This window comes from Acaryochloris marina MBIC11017 (assembly GCF_000018105.1).
In the GTDB taxonomy this organism is placed as follows: Bacteria; Cyanobacteriota; Cyanobacteriia; order Thermosynechococcales; family Thermosynechococcaceae; genus Acaryochloris; species Acaryochloris marina.
The window spans coordinates 3419319-3438838 of sequence record NC_009925.1; the positions used below are offsets into that span (position 1 = coordinate 3419319).

General features: G+C 47.3%; 15 protein-coding genes. 3 read left to right on the forward strand and 12 right to left on the reverse strand.

Going from position 1 to position 19520, the window contains the following annotated elements; translation table 11 throughout:
• Positions 1–11: 11 nt before the first annotated feature.
• The 3 genes from AM1_RS15355 to AM1_RS15365 are packed head-to-tail and all read right to left on the reverse strand — an operon-like array spanning position 12 to position 4265.
• Positions 12–686, reverse strand: a complete 675-nt coding sequence (locus tag AM1_RS15355; RefSeq protein ID WP_012163784.1) for an O-methyltransferase — start codon at positions 684–686, stop codon at positions 12–14.
• Positions 664–1722 carry an ABC transporter substrate-binding protein gene (locus tag AM1_RS15360; RefSeq protein ID WP_012163785.1) on the reverse strand — a complete coding sequence of 353 codons (1059 nt, stop codon included), beginning with the start codon at positions 1720–1722 and terminating at the stop codon, positions 664–666. The genes AM1_RS15355 and AM1_RS15360 overlap by 23 nt, the downstream gene beginning before the upstream one ends.
• Positions 1722–4265, reverse strand: a complete 2544-nt coding sequence (locus AM1_RS15365) for a TonB-dependent siderophore receptor (protein WP_012163786.1) — start codon at positions 4263–4265, stop codon at positions 1722–1724. Before AM1_RS15365 ends, AM1_RS15360 begins: the two co-directional genes overlap by 1 nt.
• A 185-nt stretch (positions 4266–4450) precedes the next feature.
• On the opposite strand from AM1_RS15365, the gene AM1_RS15370 reads away from it, so the two are divergent.
• The gene (locus AM1_RS15370) at positions 4451–5059 is read left to right on the forward strand and encodes a class I SAM-dependent methyltransferase (protein ID WP_012163788.1); all 609 of its coding nucleotides are present in this window, start codon (positions 4451–4453) and stop codon (positions 5057–5059) included.
• Positions 5060–5131: 72 nt separating this feature from the next.
• Here AM1_RS15370 and AM1_RS15375 read toward each other — a convergent pair whose 3' ends face one another.
• The 8 genes from AM1_RS15375 to AM1_RS15410 all read right to left on the reverse strand — a co-directional run bounded on the left by AM1_RS15375 (position 5132) and on the right by AM1_RS15410 (position 17568).
• Positions 5132–6139, reverse strand: a complete 1008-nt coding sequence (locus tag AM1_RS15375) for a helix-turn-helix transcriptional regulator (RefSeq protein WP_012163789.1) — start codon at positions 6137–6139, stop codon at positions 5132–5134.
• Between the two features lie 139 nt (positions 6140–6278).
• Complete coding sequence (locus AM1_RS15380) at positions 6279–7409, reverse strand: ABC transporter substrate-binding protein (protein ID WP_202947622.1); 1131 nt, start codon at positions 7407–7409, stop codon at positions 6279–6281.
• Positions 7351–9864 (reverse strand): TonB-dependent siderophore receptor, encoded by a 2514-nt coding sequence (locus AM1_RS15385; protein WP_012163791.1) that lies wholly within the window; start codon positions 9862–9864, stop codon positions 7351–7353. The genes AM1_RS15380 and AM1_RS15385 overlap by 59 nt, the downstream gene beginning before the upstream one ends.
• 136 nt (positions 9865–10000) lie before the next feature.
• Positions 10001–11095, reverse strand: coding sequence for a helix-turn-helix transcriptional regulator (locus tag AM1_RS37630; RefSeq protein WP_049783740.1), 1095 nt, complete (start codon positions 11093–11095; stop codon positions 10001–10003).
• A 252-nt stretch (positions 11096–11347) separates the two neighbouring features.
• The gene (locus AM1_RS15395) at positions 11348–12613 is read right to left on the reverse strand and encodes an MFS transporter (RefSeq protein WP_012163793.1); all 1266 of its coding nucleotides are present in this window, start codon (positions 12611–12613) and stop codon (positions 11348–11350) included.
• A 230-nt stretch (positions 12614–12843) separates the two neighbouring features.
• Positions 12844–13905, reverse strand: coding sequence for an ABC transporter substrate-binding protein (locus tag AM1_RS15400; RefSeq protein ID WP_012163794.1), 1062 nt, complete (start codon positions 13903–13905; stop codon positions 12844–12846).
• Positions 13906–13933: 28 nt separating this feature from the next.
• Complete coding sequence (locus AM1_RS15405) at positions 13934–14974, reverse strand: ABC transporter substrate-binding protein (protein WP_012163795.1); 1041 nt, start codon at positions 14972–14974, stop codon at positions 13934–13936.
• Positions 14974–17568 (reverse strand): TonB-dependent siderophore receptor, encoded by a 2595-nt coding sequence (locus tag AM1_RS15410; RefSeq protein ID WP_012163796.1) that lies wholly within the window; start codon positions 17566–17568, stop codon positions 14974–14976. Before AM1_RS15410 ends, AM1_RS15405 begins: the two co-directional genes overlap by 1 nt.
• 243 nt (positions 17569–17811) lie before the next feature.
• On the opposite strand from AM1_RS15410, the gene AM1_RS15415 reads away from it, so the two are divergent.
• Both AM1_RS15415 and AM1_RS15420 read left to right on the forward strand, forming a co-directional pair.
• A complete protein-coding gene (locus tag AM1_RS15415; RefSeq protein WP_012163797.1) occupies positions 17812–18045 on the forward strand; it encodes a hypothetical protein in 234 nt (77 codons plus the stop codon).
• On the forward strand, positions 18042–18464 hold the full coding sequence (locus AM1_RS15420; RefSeq protein WP_012163798.1) for a type II toxin-antitoxin system VapC family toxin: 423 nt from the start codon (positions 18042–18044) through the stop codon (positions 18462–18464). Before AM1_RS15415 ends, AM1_RS15420 begins: the two co-directional genes overlap by 4 nt.
• 54 nt (positions 18465–18518) lie before the next feature.
• Here the strand turns inward: AM1_RS15420 and AM1_RS15425 are convergent, their stop codons facing one another.
• Positions 18519–19517 carry a helix-turn-helix transcriptional regulator gene (locus AM1_RS15425; RefSeq protein WP_012163799.1) on the reverse strand — a complete coding sequence of 333 codons (999 nt, stop codon included), beginning with the start codon at positions 19515–19517 and terminating at the stop codon, positions 18519–18521.
• Positions 19518–19520: the final 3 nt, after the last annotated feature.

Here is a 19520-nt window from a genome sequence, read left to right on the forward strand (position 1 = left end):
GTTAGTTATATCTACCGCTTACGAGCCAAAGTTATACCGTCTGCAATACCTAAGGTGCTGACATCGACCCGCTTATCTTGATGCAGGCACTCATTGAGCGCTCGAATGGCCCTAGTATTGTGGTCTTGCATCATGGGTTGAGCGACTTTGCCTCCCCAAAGCACATTGTCAATGATGATCAGCCCTCCAGATCTCAGAAGTTGTAAACATTGCTCATAATAAGTTGGGTAATTTGGCTTATCCGCATCAATAAACGCAAAATCAAAGGTGCCGTTCTGGCCCGATGCGATTAACTGCTGAAGGGTTTCGGTCGCGGGAGCAATTCTCAGATCAATTTTGTCGGCTAGACCAGCCTGCTGCCAGTATCGACGTGCAACTGCTGTTGTCTTTTCGTTCACATCGCAGGTAATGATCCGACCATCGATTGGCAATGCTAGAGCCAACCACAGGGTGCTATAGCCGGTAAAGGTGCCAATCTCAATTCCGTTCTTGGCCCCCATGAGTTGGATTAGCAGCGCCATTAACTGCCCTTGGTCGGGAGCAATTTGCATCATTCCGTCACGACGTTTGGCGGTTTCCTGTCGCAGTTGGTTAAGCAGCTGGGATTCTCGTAAGGAGATGGATAGCAGATAGTGGTAAAGAGTATCGCTGAGGCCAATGTTTTTATGATTTCTGCGCTTCCACATGCTTTCTAGTTTGGGGTGTGAGTAACTGCTGCTTGAGTTCGTTTAGATACAGCTCAGTCCCGATGGGGCCGGGTAAACCTAAACACAGATAGGCAGGGACAAAGTAGACTCGTCCGGATTTACTGGCCTTTAGAGATTGTGCGATCGCATTTTGCTGCCATGCCTGTTTGATGGGTTGAAGCTGCTGGTTGCTGAACTCAGTGCCGCTATCTTTGGGGTTGAAATCATAACCGAACAAAATGATGGAGTTAGCAGCGTTGAGCTGGGGTAGCGTTTCGATAGAAAGAGTCGGATGCTGAGAAGCCTCTAAATCTTGTGGTTTTAATCCTTTTGGATAGACCAATTGAAAGCCCAAATCTTTGAGGAACGAACCACAAAAGCTGTTGGTATGACTGATCAGCGTGAAGGACTGGGCATCAGCAGAGCTGAGCGCCAGCACCTTTGGATGGTCAGCAACCACAGGTTGAAAGGTGGTCTGAGCAGCCTGAAGTTGCTGTTTATTCTGAGCAACGAGCTGCTGGGCGCGATCTCGACGATCAAGAGCCTGGGCGATCGCCTGTAAATTGGTCTTACCGCCCTCAATTTTAAAGCTTAGGGTTGGGGCAATTTGGGTTAACGCCTGGTACTGATTGGTGGCTAGATCAGGAGCCAAAATTAGATCGGGTTGGGCCTTGAGAATCGCCTCTACTGAAGGCTGATAGGCTAAACCCACATTAACAGGCTGCGTTTTGACGCGGTTGCCCAAGTAAGGAATTTGCTCACTAGGTTTCTTATAGTCTCCTTGATGCAGCGTCAAGTGGTCGGCGTATCCAACTGGCTGGGCGCCCAAAGCTAGAACCTGTTCGAGTAAATAGGGACCCAGGACAACAATCCGTTGCGGCTGTCTACAAATCTCGGTCTTGCCCTGTTCATGAGTAATGGTGCGACAGCTTCCAAATTCTGCGGATGAAGGAGAATTTTTGGACGGCTCGGTCCGCTGGCAGGCGAGTAGACTCCCTGACAGCATGACTAGAAGTAGTAATTTAAAAAGTGACATCAAAAGCTCACTGACACTGAACCTAAAATTGTGAACGGAGCACCAGGCGCATTCCCAAAGTCGCGAGAGTTGTTGGTGCTGGAAATGTATTCAACATTGAAAATGTTGGTAAAATTGAGGCCAAATCGCCAGTTATCTCGCTTGTAGAACAGTGCTGCATTGGCCAGGCAATAGTCGCCAACTTGAAAGGTGTTGGCGTTGTCACCAAAGCGATCACCAACGTAATTAAATCCCAACCCAAAGCCCAGCCCTTCTAAATCACCCTGCTGAATTTCATAGGTTGTCCACAGCCCAGCGCTATGGAGAGGAGCGTTAAAGAGGCGATTGCCCACCGGGATGTCATTGTCTTCAGTGACCCTAGCATCAGTGTAGGCATAGTTAGCAATGACGTTCCAGCCCGGTAAAATCTCTCCAGCAATATCCAGCTCAACGCCTTGGCTGCGCTGTTCTCCAGTGGCGATCGAAAAAAATGGATTATTGGGGTCAGTGGTGGCTACGTTGCGCTTGGTGATATCGAAGTAAGCGAGGGTGGCAAACATATTGCCGTCTAAGAATTCACCTTTTACTCCCACCTCAAATCCAGAGGCTGTTTCTGGTCCCACAGTACCGCCGCCAACAAGCTGACCAAAGCTAGGGGTAAAGGATTCAGAGTAGTTGGCGTAAAGAGAGATGGTTTCGATGGGCTTAAAGATGAGACCAATTCTGGGACTCAGAGCTTGGTCGGATCGATTTTCACTGGTGTTTGTTAAGTTGCGAAAATCAACGCTGTCGTACCGTAAACTTCCCACCAAAATAAATTTATCGAGGAAGCTAATTTGATCCTGAATAAAGACGCCAATGCGGTCGGTTTCATTTTCAAAGCCAGGGAAAAACGGGGCAGTACTGAGGTCTGGCCTGGGCACAGCGCCATAAACCGGATTAAAGATATTGAGAATAGTGGGTGTATTAAAGTCCAAGCGGGTAAAGGCTTCATCAAACCGATTAAAGTTGAGGTCAAACCCAACTAGAAGCTTGTGCTGAAGAGGACCAGTTTTAAAGTTGCCTTCTACATTGGTTTGGATCGTATAGTCATCAGACTGCCATTGGCGATCTGCAAAGAAACGCGTAATATCGCCTGTGGTTTCATCCACAAAGAACGGTAACGTGGCTAGGTTGAAATAGTCTTGAGTAACGAAGCGGAAGCCATGATTGAGCTTCCAGTCATCACTAAATTGATGGACAAAGTCGTACCCTAGCGTTAACGAGCTTTGTTCGAGAAAGTCATCTGGTTCATTAATAATGCGATCTCGGGGTACATCGAAAACGCCAGTTCCTAAAGCTGGGATGCCGAGATCAAAAGGATTGGTTTCATCAATGTACTCTAACCGCAGGGTTAGATGAGTGCGATCGCTAATATCCCATCGCAGCTTGGGAGCTATAAAAAAGCGTTCGGTGTCCCTCTCAACATCCCGGAAGCCGTCTTGATGAAAATATGACAGATTCAATCGATAGCTAAGGGATTGATCTGCTGTGAGTGGTCCAGTGATATCTAGCCGCGGTCGCCAGGTTCCCAGGTTCCCCGCCTGAAATTCAAACTCGTAAAAAGGCTCTGGCAAAGGTTCTTTGGTAACTAAGTTCACTAGCCCACCTGGATCGGTTTGCCCATAAAGTACCGATGATGGCCCTTTAATCACCTCAATCCGTTCGATATTGGCGGTTTCCTGGCTGCCTAGATTGTCAGTAACACGAAAACCGTCGCGCAAAATTGCACCTCCGGTTATCTGATCGGTGGTGAACCCTCGAATCGTCAGATTTGTACTACCGAAAGCATCTAGACGCCCCACAATACCACTTACATTCTGGAGTGCATCATCTACCCTCAAGATTTGCTGATCTCGCAATACATCTTGAGGCACAACCTGTACTGATTGAGGCGTATCCAAAATCGACGCATCGGTCCGCGTGGCAGTACTGGCGTCTGGAACGCTATATCCCTCCTGGATTTCCTCTGCGGTCACTGTAATTTCTAGGTCTTCCTCTTCTGAGGCTGCAAGCTTTGCTGCCTCTACTGCCAAGACCAACCCTGTGGCTTTATTCTGGATCGTGACCGTTGGGGGTCCGTCTGTCCCCACAATCTCAATCTGCACCTGATCCGCTGTCAAAGGGGTCACACTAACTTCTGCAATACCCGTAGCAGGATTCATCTGCCGATAGTCTGGGCCATCTGGTAACGCTAAGACCGCATTAGGAATCACTGCAAACAGCCGATTTCCGTCTGTCTTAGTTGTAGGAATACTCAGCGCATCTGAGCCAGTTTCCAGCACGATCTCTACTCTCTGCTCAGCAGGATTGACCTGTATCTCTGTTATCTGAACTAACGTTTCTTCAATCTGGGCCAGCCATTCCGTTACGCTTGTAGCTGGCTGTGGATATTGAGGTTCTCCAGACTTATCACCCAGTCCGGGAACCTCAGGCTCTTCAGTAGCCCAGACTGGGTTTACGGCTATCACATTCGTCAGCGCAACAGCCCACAACAAAAAAAACTGGATCGATTTTCGTGTCATTATGCCTTACCCACAACAGCCAGGCCACAGCCTTGCTAATGAAAATTAGTTTTATTAGTTAGGTGAGGGTATCGTAGCGGTAATTAGCGATCACAACCTTTGTGAAACCGACTTTTTTCTTCGCGAAACTGACAAATTGGGTATTGGGTGATTTGGCGTCCTTGAAAGCAGGCAGAATAGTTACGATGAGTAGGGTTGAAGGCACCAAAGGTTACAAGCAGGTTGTAGAAAGATTTGTGGCAGCGACTGAATCAATAAACTTCAACAAGTTGCACCAGCCCTACTTAACCCATATTCCCAAAGCACCCAGCCATATATTGGATATCGGAGCAGGGATTGGCAGAGATGCTGCCGTTCTAGCCTCACTCGGCCACCAATTAGTGGCGGTGGAGCCACTTTATGAGTTCCGCAAGGTCGGATTAGAACGCTACGTTTCACCCAGAATCCGCTGGGTACAAGACTTCCTACCCAGACTAGAAACCCTTGGTATGTCTCAGTTTGACTTCGTCCTTGCATCTGGGGTTTGGCACCACATTAGTCCAGATGAACGTGAAATTGCCATGCAACGTATCGCTCATCTGATGCGACCGAATGCCATATTTGCCGTTTCTCTTCGGCATGGGCCTGCTGGAGGGGGCACTCACATATTTCCAACTGATCATAAACAAACCATCTACACTGCAGCCATGCATGGTCTTGAATTGGTCGTTTGCGAGAAGAAGCTACCTAGCTTAATGCCAGGCAAGGATGATGTTTTTTGGGATAAGTTGGCTTTCAAGCTTCGTGCCGCCTAGGATGACACCTCTCATCCAGGCAACACAGGCAACCAAAAGTGTGCGGCTCCCAGGTCTGGTGCTGTACCAAAATTAAGCTCGACGACCCAGTTGATAGGCTTTGGGGCTTACCGCAAATTGACGCCGGAATGCAGTACTAAACGCTTCTGGGCTGCGATAACCAACTGTTGCTGCTACCTTGGCAACAGACAACTCGCGATCTTGCAACAGTAGTTGTGCTTGCTCCATGCGATATTGCTGTAAATAGCCAAACACCGTTGTACCAAATAGATGCCGAAAACCCTGATTGAGTTTGCGATCATTAAGACCCACCCGTCGTGCTAGCTCTATCAGAGAGGGCGGTTGTTGAGCGTGCTGGACTAAAATATCCTTGGCCCAATGGAGTTGCTCTATATCTTGGGCGTTCAGAATTATTGTTTGATGTTGGGTTTCCTGCCAAGCGATGAATTGAGCAGTTAGTAGTTCTAGCACTTTACCTTCTAGATAAAGCTGTTGCATCAGCCCTGTATAAGGGCAGTTCAGAATTTGCTGGATCTTTTGTCGTATGGAATTAGTTATGGGTCCAAGCGATTGATGAAATCGTTGCGTTCTGTCTCCTGCTAGGAGATGTTGAAGGGGCTTCGGTAAAGCCGTACGTTCGAGATTAAAGCCATTAAAGTAATCAGGATTGACGGAAATCATGATCACCTGTAGCTCCTGATCAGCAGGCCACTCTTCAACTTCAATGTGATTGGGGAGATGATAGAGGTAATGGTAGCCAGTAATTTCCCGATAGTCGCAATTGATGTCTGTGGCATTGAGGGTCTGCACCCGCGAGGTTCCCGATAGATAAAATTTAGCCACCAGTGGGAAGTTGGACTCATGCTCTAGAACAAAACGCATGGGTTGTCTGAGACGACTATTGCGGATATAGACATCCAGTCCTGGGCGCAGATGCAGAATGTGATCACCGCCCTGCCCCCACTGTTGCGGCAAATTGTAATGCATCCCATTTTCGATAGGTTGACAGATCAATTCACCTTTCTGCTCTGCTTCATCAACCAGGTCCGTAATATCAGCATCGGTTAGCGTGATTACCATTGTTGCTTAAAGCCTTGATACTAAGTGAGATTTATTCTCATTTAAGTACAGCTTAACAGAGACCTTCTGCTACTCTCGTGGCCAAGCAATCAAAATACTCGTGCTTAGTTGTAATTCGGTTGAAAGTTTCTGTTTGCCTTCAAGCATCTTTTAACAAAAACTGCCGGAGCTGCTCCAGGATGAGCTTAGCTCCTGTAGGACCATTAAGGCCATTCCATTTGTAGTAAGTGGCAAAGTAAACTCGGTCTTCTTTGCTAGCAGTTAGAGATTGTGCGATCGCATTTTCTTCCCAACTTTTGCGAATCGATTGTGATTGGTGCGACTCAATGGCTTTATCAATACTCCCTTGCTTGAGGTTAGGCCGCTCTTTGGCATCCAGGTTATATCCCAAGACGATAATTATGTCTGCCTCATTTAACTGAGGCAGCGCCTCAATGGAAATAGGCACATTGACAAACGGTCCCTTGGTATCAGGCAAAGTCATCACTTGAAAGCCCAGTTGTTCAAACAAGTCACCTAAATAGCTATCGGGTGGAATAATGTTCATATTGCTGTTTAAATCATTGCTTCCCAAAATCAAAACTTTTGGATACTGAGCAGCAATTGGTGCCAATTGTTTCTTCGTTTGATCAATCTCTTGGTTATAGGCTGCAATCACTGGTTGGATTTTTTCCTCTTTTCCCAACGCTTTGGCTAAACCTTTGAGGGTTGTTTGCCATTTCCTCTTAGCCGTTCGATCCTTCCATAACAAGGTGGGGGCTATTTTGGAGAACAGTTGATAACTATCTGCATTTCTGCCCGCTTCAGCCAGAATCAAATCAGGCTTCAATGCCGTTATCTTTTCCATTGAAGGGGCTTGCCCACTGCCCAGATTGACGGGCTGAGTGGTGACTTGTGCGCCCAAATACGGAATTTGTTGAGCAGGGTTTTGAAATACATCCTCCTTTACCAGTCCTATGGGTCCAGCTAAGGCATCCGGTTGCTCCCCTAAGGCCAGAAGGAGATCCAGCATATGGCTACTGAGGACCACGATAGTTTTGGGTTGACCGCAGACTTCAACTTGGTCTAAGTCGTGTTTAACGATCCGACATGGTGAGTTATCTACATCGGGGCTATTACGATTGAGGTCTGAGTTACCACAGGCCATCAGGCCCAAAAGACTCGTCCACAACAGACCATATTTGAGCAATCGACTGCCATGTCTCCTCATGCTACAGCTCCACCGAGACGGAGCCGATAACCGTAAATCCGTCACCTGGATATATTTCATTGGTTCTACTACCTTCACCACCTTGGATGTAGTCCACATCAAAGATATTCCTAAAATTGATCGCAGCTTTCCAGCCGTCTCGCTTAAAAGAGATGGCTGCATTGGTTAAGAAATAGTCTTCTAAAATAAAGCTATTGGCGTTATCACCAAACCGGTCGCTGACGAAGTTAAAGCCGATGCCAAAGCCAAGTCCTCGTAGCGAACCAGTTTGAATTTCATAGTTAGTCCATAAATTGAAATTATGTTCAGGGACATTAAAAATGCGATTGCCTTGAGTGGGGTCATTGGCTGCCGTAATTTCTGAGTCAATATAGGCGTAGTTGGCAATTAGATTCCAACCCGGCAGTAGTTCTCCCGCGATATCAAATTCTAGACCGCGATTACGCTGTGACCCCGAATTCACTGAAAACAAAGGATTGTTAGGATCGCTCGTTGCAACGTTCGTTTTGGAAATGGTGAACAAGGCCAAGCTAGTCACTAGCCGACCATCTAAGAGTTCTCCCCGAGCACCGATTTCAAATTGCTCACCTCGCTCTGGATCGAGGATGCCACCAGCCACCGTTGTTGCTGAATTAGGGTTAAAGGAACGACTAAAGCTGCCATATAGAGATATTTCTTCAATAGGCTGATAAATGAGCCCCAATCGAGGTGTGAAGGCATCATCCGTTTGCTCTGTGGTTGAGCTAGTAGGATTAAAGAATGAGGGACGATTGGTTGATGTTTGCCTAACTGTGTCATAACGAATACCAGCCAGAAGCTTCAGGTTATCCAATAAGGTGATTTGATCTTGCAAGAACACCCCCAAGCGCTCTGCCCGAGTATCACCATCAAAGAAGATAGGATCATTCTCGGGATTCGGGCGGGGAATCACGCCATAAACTGGATTAAAAATATTGAAGGGAGCGGCTGCTCCAAAATCTCCTCGACCGATATTGCCAACCGCATCACGTCGATTGAGATCGAGACCAATCAAAAGCTTATGCCCAATGGGACCCGTCTCGAACTCTCCCGTTAAGGTTGTTTGCATTTCATAGGTTGTACTGGGTTGATCTAAGTCAATAAACGCTCTAAATAGCGTGCCACTGGCTTCGTCAAACCCTAGCCTGAAAAAGGACGCAAATCTCGAATCATAGGTTTTATAGTTAAAGGCATTTCTGATTTTCCATTGGTCACTGAATCGATGTTCAAATTGGTAACCAGCCCGAATAGATTCCGCTTCTAGCCGATCATCCAGCTCCCCTAAGTTCGTTTCAAAGGGAATATCGGCCACCCGATTCCCAATGGCAACTAAACCAAAGTCGCCCGGTCGAGTATCGTCTATATATTCCAGCTCGACAGTGAAGTCAGTGCGCTCACCCAGTTTAAATTGCAGAACGGGAGCAACAAAAAAACGTTCGATGGGCGTATCAAAGTTGCGATCGCTATCCTCTCGTCGATAGGATGCATTCAAGCGATAGAGAATGCTGCCATCCTCCGTCAGGGGACCGGACAGGTCAATGCTCGGTGAAATTAAGTTGCGATTACCAGCTTTCACCTCAAGATCAACAAACGGTTCACTAAGGGGTTTCTTGGTAACGAGATTAATCACCCCACCCGGTTCACTGACCCCGAACAGGATCGCGGCTGGTCCTTTGAGGACTTCAATTTGTTCGACATTAGTCAGATCTTGAAAGGCACTGTTTCCAGTGAAGCCAAAGGTTTGCGGAAATCCATTGCGGATGACGGATGCACTATCAAACCCTCGTATTTGAAATCGCTGCCCCCTTGGGTCTGCACTATTTTGAACCACACCACTCACATTTCGTAGTGCATCATCTAGGCGGATGACCTGCTGATCTTCAATCACCTCTTTTGGGACAACCTGAATCGACTGGGGGATATCTCGCAAAGGTGTATCCGTCCGAGTTGCCGTTGTTGCATTCGGTACAGTGTATCCTTCTTGAGTTCTACTAGCCGTAACGATTACCTCAGTCTCCGCTTCAGCTAAAACAGGTGTTATGGCAAGCGTGAATCCCTGCGACTGGGTTGCCAGTGCAACCTCTGGGGCCGCTTCAATGCCTGTAATAGTTATGGTGACTTGGGTGGCAGTCGTTTGGGTGATCGTAATTTTGGCTAGATCTGGTGCAGGAGTTTCTTGAGTCAAACTCTGGCCATTAGCCAAGACAGCATTAGGAATCTCAGCAATCCAGTCATTTCCCGCTGTTCTAATACTGGGCGAATCTAATGGCCCTTCTGATGTTTGCAAAGTAACGGTTAGCCCGGTCGCTGTTTCAGCAACATCCACCTGCGTAATCTCTGCTAAAGACGTATCGAGTTGTGCCCTCCACTCTTTTACAGAGGTTGCTGGAGCCTCAGCAGCATCAGCCGGGGGCTGGGCAACTGCAATATCTTGTAGAAGTACTCCATTGCCGATGACCAAAGCAAAGAACAGGTTGCGCCATATCTGGTCTCTCATTTCCCTCACACCACATTTAAAATCCAACTGAAAGCTAAGCTGATGTCTCATGACCCAAATTCAGCTTGCTTGAAGATAAATATTTTCAGTTAGATTACTGGGGCACAACAGAATTTTTGCGCCCCAAACGCATTATTTAGCTGGCGCGTTGCCAGGCATGAACCTGGAAGGTTTTAGGGTTAATGCCAAACTGCTTACGAAAAGCGGTAGCAAACCGACTGCGACTGGTATAGCCGACCCGACCAGCCACGCCCTCAATCGACAGATTGCCGGTTAAGAGTAAATGCTGGGCTAGATTCATGCGACAGCTGCGTAAGTACCCGAATGGGGTGGTACCGTAAACCTGAGCAAATCCTTGGTTGAGTTTCAGGCGATTTAAACCGACCCATCGTGCCAAGGTTTCAATGGAGGGAGGCAGATCCAAATTCAAACGTAGAATTTCTTCTGCTTGGTAAATGGCGGCCAAATCTTCAGCATCCATATAGTCCTTAGGATCAATCATTACAGCTAATCGCTGAGCCACTAATTCCATCGCCTTGGCTTCCAAATAGGAGCGTCGATGAGCCCCTCGATAGGGACAACTCAGGATCTGCTCAATCAGACGATACATCTCACTATTAATGGGGCTACTTCTAGCAAAATCGATGCTGGTCAGGCTGGTGCATAGACCGCTAGGAACGATATGTTCAAAACGTTTTTGTAAACGCGGTTTGCGTGCTGTAGTCATCAATAGTTTGAGGGCTTGCTCTGTGGAGCCGCCAAAGCGGCCTGTGAAATTGCGACAGCAAGTATGAATGACTTCTGCAGACAGTTGTTGCAGCGGTGTTTGCAAGCGCTCCATAAAAGCTAAGAAATAGGGAGTAAAGCTGTCCGATTTGAAAAGGACTTCGACCTTAAAGAACCGGGTATGATGGGCCTTAAATCCCAAATCCTGAAACCCAAAATAAGGGAAAAAGATACTTTTCCCGGCCTGGGGGCCTTCTAACTGAAATTCAAATTCGGCAATGTTCGAGTCTCCAGCTCCATCCAAGAGCAGCGGGCGATCCAGAGTATAGTCCAGAATCATTAAGGACAGATCGTCCCGCAAAAAAATCTCTTGCATATAGCCTTGACCTAAATGTGGCGCGATCACTTGGACATCGTCGCTGGTGTCAGCATGATGTAAGCGTGTATCGTTCGTATGACCTGGGAGACGCCAGTCTGACATCCGATTCAAAACTAAAGGTTTCATTATGCAGGACCTTAGATGTCAAGCTGGTTATTAATTGAGAATAATTTTCATTTTTACATGACTGACCTATTTTGTAACTTCTAATAACGGTGCCCTTTATAACCACGTAGGGTAGGTATTTATATCGCTGTATCTTCTTCGCTCTCCAATCACATACTCTTCCAGTTGGTGCCAATTGAATTTAGTGATCTAATGCATCTGTGATTCGCCTGGATATATATGGATTTCTGGGGTTCAAGACGGCCCTAATGTTCATGTCACCGCTTCTATCGATCGCAGTTGCCGAACACTATATCCACCAACGGCAAGCAACATCCCGCAGAGGGAAAAGATAGAAATTTGTAATGCCATACCCGCTCCTAATCCTGTGCCAAAAATAGGCCCAAAGAAGCCTGCTAATACCCCACTGGGCTGCATGGCTGGTTCAAAGAAATGATCGGCTAACGGACCTGCGATCGCATATCCGATCGGACTACTCAACTGGGTCAGCAAAAATTGCGTTGCAAACACTCGCCCTTGCACTTCCGGCTCCACCTTCGACATCCAAATTGCTTGGCTCGCACTCTCTGGAAATGGCGAACAGAATCCACACATTAGCGCTGTGCCAATCTTAGTCACCGTTTGCTGTGCGAGAGCCAACACAATAATGCCGAACTTCCACAGGGCACTGGCAATTAAAACACCGTGAATGCGGCGCTTTGGCCCGCCGCTAACACTAATGGTGAGTCCGCCCAGTAAACCGCCCATGCCAAAGAAAGCCAGAAGCGTTCCCCAAATTAGCGGATTATTATTGCTCCGAGCTAAAACCATTGCGGGCAGAATGGCGAATATCGTACTGCCAATCAGGCTATTGACGATCCAAAAACCCAGTAGAGCCATCAGGCTAGGCCGAACCCAGAGATACTGTAGACCAAAGGCTAAGGAAGACCAAGACGTTTTGGGTTTAGTCGGCTGTTCTGGTGGCTGAGGAAGTTTGACCAAGGCGAGACTGGTAATCGCCATGCCAAAGGTGACAATATCGATACTGAGAACCCCCGTTAACCCGGTAGCAGCATAGAGGGCACCCGCTAAAGCCGGAGCCAAAATATAACTCCCTGACATTTGGACAGAGCCCAGGGCGGTGGCGCGAGCATAATGTTTTTCGGTCACGATTAAGGACAGAGAAGCCGAATAGGCTAGCCCTTGAATATAGCCAAATAAGCCGTTTATGGCCCCAGAAATATAGAGATGCCACATTTGCAATTGATCTATGAGAAACAGCATCAGCAGGGAGAGGGTAGACAGTCCGGCGATGAGATCGCCTAGCAGCATTAAGGACTTACGAGAGTAGCGATCTACCCAGATCCCGGCAAAAGGGGAAACCAAGAGTTTGGGAATCTGAGTGAACACCATAATCAAAGACAAAGGGGTCGCTTGTCCGGTGATTTCCCAGGCCCATAAAGTGATGGCAAAGTTGGTTAGTTCTGAACCCAGGAGTGATGCAAACTGTCCAAGCCAGATGATCAGAAAGGTGCGCATAGGTCCTGGTATTCATAAATAGGAACGACGAATAGCTTCAGAATTTCAATCGGATTAACCTGCAGGGAGGTGAAAGATATATCGAGGTAAACCGATCAGCCAGTCGCCCTCAGGTGGAGTCAGGATTGAGGTTACAGATCTCGAAAACACTCCAGAAGTATTGGTAGTCGTTGTTCAAGCATGGAAGACTGTCGAATATTCAATATTCATTGATGTCACGCAGATCAACGTCAATACTTGAATCGAGTGGGCATACGGCTGGTTTTAATTTTTGAGAGTGACAGCTGCTGGTAGAGGTCACTGAGGAAAATTTCAGTGCCAATAGGCCCTAAGAGGGCATGGCATAGGTATACAGGGGTGAAATAGACCTTACCTTCTTTGCTCGGTGGTAGTGATTGTGCGATCGCATTCTCGCTCCACTCGGTTTTAATAGCTTTGATCTGCTGTTCCTCCGGGTTGGACGTTTTATCAAGGTTTTGGCTGGAGAAGCCTTCGATCAAAATCCAGTCCATATCCAGATTGGTCAACGATTCTAAAGAAATCACATGACTCGGTTCTTGGGATTGGCTCAAAGCAGCCGGGACCATTACCTGAAACCCAACGTCTTCAAGCAAGGCCCCACAGGCACTGTTTGCGGTTTCTAGGCGCACGCCCTGGCTCAGTTGCTCAGACAATAGCAGCAAGACTTTAGGATCCTTAGCCACGATGGGCTGCAAATCTTGCTTTAATTTGGCAACTTGCCGTTGAGACTCCGCCGTCACTGCGGTGGCTTTTTCAGTTTTCTGGAGGGCTTGGCCAAGCGCTTTCAAATCGGGTTGCCAGGCAGAACCTGCACCGCTGTAGTCAAACAGTAAGGTGGGCGCAATTTTAGACAGCAATTTATACTCATCTTTATTCTTGATGCTGTCTGCCAGGATCAGATCCGGTTTCAACTTTGCGATCGCTTCTAAAGAAGGGCTCTCAGCAGTCCCCACATTGTCTGGCTGTCCTGTCAGATACTTTCCCAAATAGGGAATTTGCTGATCGGGCTGATCAAATTGGCGAGTAGGGAAGGGAAAATACTCGGCATGGGCAATCGGCTGTACCTCAAGAGCTAGTAAGAGTTCCAATAAATTGGGACCAATGGTGACCACCTTTTGCGGTTGACCACAGACCTCTGTTTCACCCAGATCATGGGTAATGGTCCGACAGTCCGTTCCTGTTGAGGTGGATGGAGTGGGACGGGTACAGGCTATGCCCACTATCGCCAAGGCCATCAGGAGGCCCATCGTTTTCAATCTCAGTCGTGCCATACGCTCGCTTTCCTAAAAGGGCTGGGGCTTATTGAGTGGGAGAATTTACTGCCTGCAGTAAATCAGCTTGCAATTGTTTGAGTAACAGCTCGGTGCCAATGGGACCCGGTAGGGCGCGACAGACATAGGCACTGTGGAAGTACACTTGGTTCGATTTGCTGGCGGGTAACGATTGTGCGATCGCATTCTTCTGCCACTGCTGTTTCACCGCTGAGATCTGCTGCCCTTCCAGATCCGATCCCGCATCGCTAAAATCACTATTCCAGGCTAGGAAAAAGATCCAGTCAGATTTTAACTCTGGCAATAACTCAAGGGAAATATTGTTAACCCCGCGTGTCCCTGTATCAATATTTTTAGGCGTTAGTACCCTAAACCCTAGATTTTCAAGGAGTCCACCACAGCGACTGTCGCTATTCTCAATCGCCAGCTCTTGGTCCAGTTGCTCAGATGCCAACAACAAGACTTGCGGATATTTTTGGACAGCAAGCTGTAGTTGTTTGCGAGTCTCAGCCACCAATTGGTTGTGAGTAACAATCACCTGCTCTGCCTTTTCAGTACGGCCCAATACCTCAGCTAACCTGCGAAGCTGGGCCTTCCATTCCTCTTTGACCCCATAGGAAAACAGCAGTGTGGGAGCAGCTTGAGATAACAGTGAGTACTGCCCCTGATGCGCTAGAGTACTCCCGACAATTAGGTCCGGCTTGAGTTTCAAAATGGCTTCCAAGGAAGGACTGTTCCAAGTGCCCACTTTTTTGACCTGGCCCTTTAGCCGTTCCCCCAAATAAGGAATTTGGGATTGCGGTTGGTCAAAGTCTGTAAACGGCAGGGCATAGTAATCTGCATAGCCTACAGGCTGTATATCCAAAGCCAATAGCAACTCTAAAACGCTGGGGCCAATAGCAACAATGGTTTGGGGTTGCCCACAAATCTCAGTTTCACCTCCATCATGCTTAATGCGTTCACAATCGCTTGGAGTAAATGCTTCGGGTCGGTTATCCGCCTTGCCACAGGCTACGGTTAAAGCACCGATGAGTAGTGCAAGGCATAGAGACTGGAAAACGATGCTCATTACAACTCTACAGAGATAGATCCTCGAATAGTGAATGGCTCCCCTGGGTAGATGCCTCTAGCTCTCCCCCCATTCACTGAGCGGATAAAATTAACATCGAATAGGTTGTCAATGTTGATTCTAAAATCCCACTTGTCACGCCGATAGAAAATTGCAGCATTCGTCAAGAAATAGCTATCGGCCCTAAAGCTGTCCTCCAGATCGCCAGCCCGATCACCCACAAAATTAAAGCCCACCCCAAATCCTAGTCCCTGGGCATCCCCAGATTGGACTTCGTAAGTCGTCCAGAGGCTAGCACTATGTTCAGGGACACCGATCAAGTCATTGCCGATGGGGAAGGTATTGTCTTGGGTGATTTTGGCATCAATATAAGCATAGGAGGCAATCACATTCCAGCCCGGCAAAATTTCACCTGAGATATCAAAATCAATCCCCCGGCTATTTTGTTCCCCTGTAGTGATGACAGCAAAAGGGACAACAGGATCGGCGGTGGCGACATTTGATTTAGTGATATCAAAAAAGGCAAGGGTGGCTGACAATCGGTCTTTGATCAACTCCGCCTTAATACCAACTTCAAACCCTTCTCCCCGCTCTGCATCTAAAAGTTCTCCCAAATCATCCGTTTCAAAGGTGGGGTTAAAGGATTTGGAGTAGTTGGCATACAGGGCCAGATAATCCGTCGGTTGAAAGACCAGGCCAACCCGAGGGCTAAACGCTTCGTCCACCTGAGTGTCTTCGACCCCCGTCACAATGCTGATATTAGAGCGGTCGACGATATCGTAGCGAATACCTCCCACTAAGATTAGGTTATCTAGCAGGTAGATTTGATCTTGCAGGTAAACTCCCAACCGATTGACCGAATTGTCATTACCAAAGGCAATCGGCACCGTATCAAATGCAGGTTTGGGGTCGTATACAGGATTAAAAATATCGAGAAAACTGAAAAATTCAGGGGTGGGAGAAAATCTCGTTGCTCCATTGTTGTCTGCACGGGATAGATCAATCCCGGCGACGATATTGTGCCTAATCGAGCCTGTCTCAAATTCCCCCTGAAGACTGGTATTCAGATTGAAAAAGTTGTTCTCATTAAACTGAGCCGCAAAAACTCGTGTTAATGTTCCTGTCGGTTCATCTAGGGCAAAGGGCAAAGCGAGTATACCGTAATCATTTTTGTCATAGATATAGCTAAACTCATTGCGAAGTTTCCACTTGCCATTAAAGCGGTGTTCTAGGCCATAACCCACTTTCAAGTAGGTTTTATCTATCGTATCTTCAGGGTTATTGGTGACCCGTGAGGGTGGGATATTAGCAATGCCATTGCCAAAAGCCAGGGTTCCAAAGTCGGCGGGATTATCCTCCTTGATGTATTCCAGGCTAAAGGTCACATCCGTTTGATCACTGATGTTCCATGTTAAAGAAGGCCCTACGAAAAAACGATCAAAACTAGTCGTATAGTCCCGAAAACTATCTTCGCGGCGATAAAGGGCGTTGAGGCGGTACAGCAAATTACCGTCTTTATCCAAGGGACCGGATAGATCGACACTGGGACTGACAAACCCTCGGTTACCGCCTTGGATTTGTAGCTTATAGAAAGGTTCCGATAAGGGTTTCTTGCGGACCAAATTAATCAGTCCACCGGGTTCTGACTGCCCAAACAAAACTGAGGCCGGCCCTTTTAGAACTTCTACTCGCTCTAAGTTCGCAATTTCAGGTTCAACGGAATTATCGCCAAACAGCCGAAATCCATTTTGCAAGACAGGAACGTTATCAAAGCCACGAATGGAAAAATTCAGTCCGCGACCATCGTTATTCCCTAAAAAGGTGACGCCACCCACATTCTCCACTACCTCTTCGACGCCAATTGCCTGCTGATCTTCAATGATCTGCTTGGGAATGACTTGAATAGATTGGGGAACATCTCGAATGGGCGAATCGGTCCGTGTCCCTATGCTGGCATTAGGTGGAGCATAACCTTCTTCAGGATTAGCCGTCACGGTAATTTCCACATCTTCATCTTCTGCCAAGGTATCGGGTGCCGATTCTGAGGCAATAGAAAAGGTGAGTCCTGAGTCTGCATTGCTAACCGTCGCTGTGGGAGCTGAATTGGCTCCTGTAATCACGACTTGCACCTGATCATCGGCCTGGTTCGTGATGCTAATTTGCGTAATCTCAGGCGTTGGATTAGCTTGCTCAAAGCTGGGGTCTTCTGGCAAGGCCAGTACGGCATTGGGAATCACAGCACTCAGACGATTTCCCTCGGTGGTGGGGGTGGGAATACTAAGCTGTCCTGTCTCAGATTCCAAAATAATATTGAGACCCTCAGGACTGGGTTCTACTCGCACAGCCGTAATCTCAACAATGGATGCCTCAATCTGGGCCTGCCATTCCTTAACACTAGTAGCAGGTTGGGCAGAAGGGGGCGTAGAGAGTTTCGCGAGGTCGATATCTGGAGTCTCAGGTACTCCAGCAGCCTGTTCAGCCCGAACGGGAAGCGGAGCTAAAAGGCCCAAGGTAGCAATCACAGAAGAGAGGCCGTAGGCTAGCAATTCAGGCAACATCGCCTGCTGAGCCAATTTTTTATACCGCTTAGACATGATTGCTTCGCCCACAGAGTCGTTATTAACTAGGAATCATAGGGGAGCAATTTTCTCACCATCTTTGCGATCCGGACTTTTTTCTTTGCGATCCGGACTTTATTAAAATCCAAACTGTTTCGGTGATGAATGACACGATTGCTTGGCTAGCAAAGATCAGGTCTTTGGTGTGCCTTGTCGGTAGGAACTCATACGTAGGCATAGACTAAAATTGTGATTTAAACTTCTTGCCTTGCAATTGCCATGACATTACAAGAAATACAGCAAGCTATTGACCAATTGTCGGCTGAAGAACAATTGGTATTGCTAGACAGGTTGATGCGCACTCTAAAAACAAAACAAAAACCCCCCATTGACCGCCATGCATTAGTGAGTCAGCTACAAGGTTGTCTCCATCGTCCTGGGCAGTCGGTACCTTCAGATACTGACCTTGAGTCAATGCGAGACGAACGATTGGTGGAGAAATATCTTGCGTGAGGGTGCTACTGGATACAAACATCATTCTCGACTTTTTTCTGGAACGAAAGCCATTTTTTGAGGATGTATGCAAGCTATTTGATGCGATCGCCGATGAGCAAGTCGCAGGTTTTGTGACAGCATCAAGCATTACCGACATCTTTTATATCTGTAGACGACAAACTCAGAGTCTAGAGGAAGCCAAGCAACTCCTCATCACAACCCTTTCGCTATTAGAGATTTGTCCAGTTGATTATTCAATCCTTGAAATAGCTCTCAAATCTGGTCTTGCCGATTTTGAAGATGCTGTACAAATTGCCTGTGCCGAAGCACAGAATTTAGACGCAATCATTACTCGTAATCCTAAAGACTTTCGAACAACCCGCATTGCTGTACTCTCTACTCACCAAATCGTAGAACAGTTGAAAGATGACATTTAGAGAGTAAGCAGACACGTTTTGTGTCACTAGGAAATATGGCCTAACAATAATGTTCTAGCTTCTAACACTCAGCTGATACGCTTTAGGACTCACAGAAAATTTACGGCGAAAGGCCGTGCTAAAAGCTTCAGGATTGCGGTAGCCCACGGACAAGGCCACGGAAGCAATGGACAAGTTGGCATCTGCCAAAAGTTGCTTTGCTTGTCTCATCCGATAGTCCTGTAAATACCCAAAAACAGTCGTGCCGAACAGTTGGCGAAAACCTTGTTTTAACTTGCGATCGTTCAATCCCACTTGATGGGCTAAATCAATTAAGAGAGGAGGATTATCCGATTGTTGAATCAACAGATCCCGCGCCTGGTGCAAACGTTCGATATCATCTTTTCGTAAGGTAGGTACATTTAGATACTGCTGCTTCCAAGTTTCTAACTGCAGCGTGAGCAACTCTAATGCTTTACTTTCAACATATAAGGCTTGGGTTGCACCTGTGTAAGGACAGTCCACCACCTGTTGAAGCAACTGCTCCATTTTGGGAGAGATTGGGCCTAAGGACTGGTGGAAGCGATGCTGCGCCTGTCGGCCATGAAAAATATTGCGTAAGGGGGTGGGAAGTGTCTGATCATCCTGTAGAAAGTGAAAGTAATCGGTATTGGCATAAATCATGACTAGGTGAATGGCTTCTCCCCCATGCCACTCCTCAATTTCTTCTAAGTCTGGCAGGTGATATAGATAGTTAAACCCTTTTCGCTCCCAATAATCTGGCTGAATGCCTTGAATGCCAGGTGTCTCCACCCTGGCCGATCCAGCCAGAAAAAATTTAGAGGTTAACGGAAATTCGGGCTCATGGATTTGCTCAATTCGGAGAGTTTCTTGTAAGACCCCCTCCCGAATTTCAATGGTTAAGCCACCGCGCAGGTGCAACTGGCGATAGGTACCTTGGCCTAAGCTTCTGGGCAGCAGAGTTGAGCGATCTAATCCGGTGCTAGACGAAGACTCTATTTGACCCTGCTGACAAAGCTGGGTGAACTCTGCTGCCTTCAGAAAAAGTGCCATATG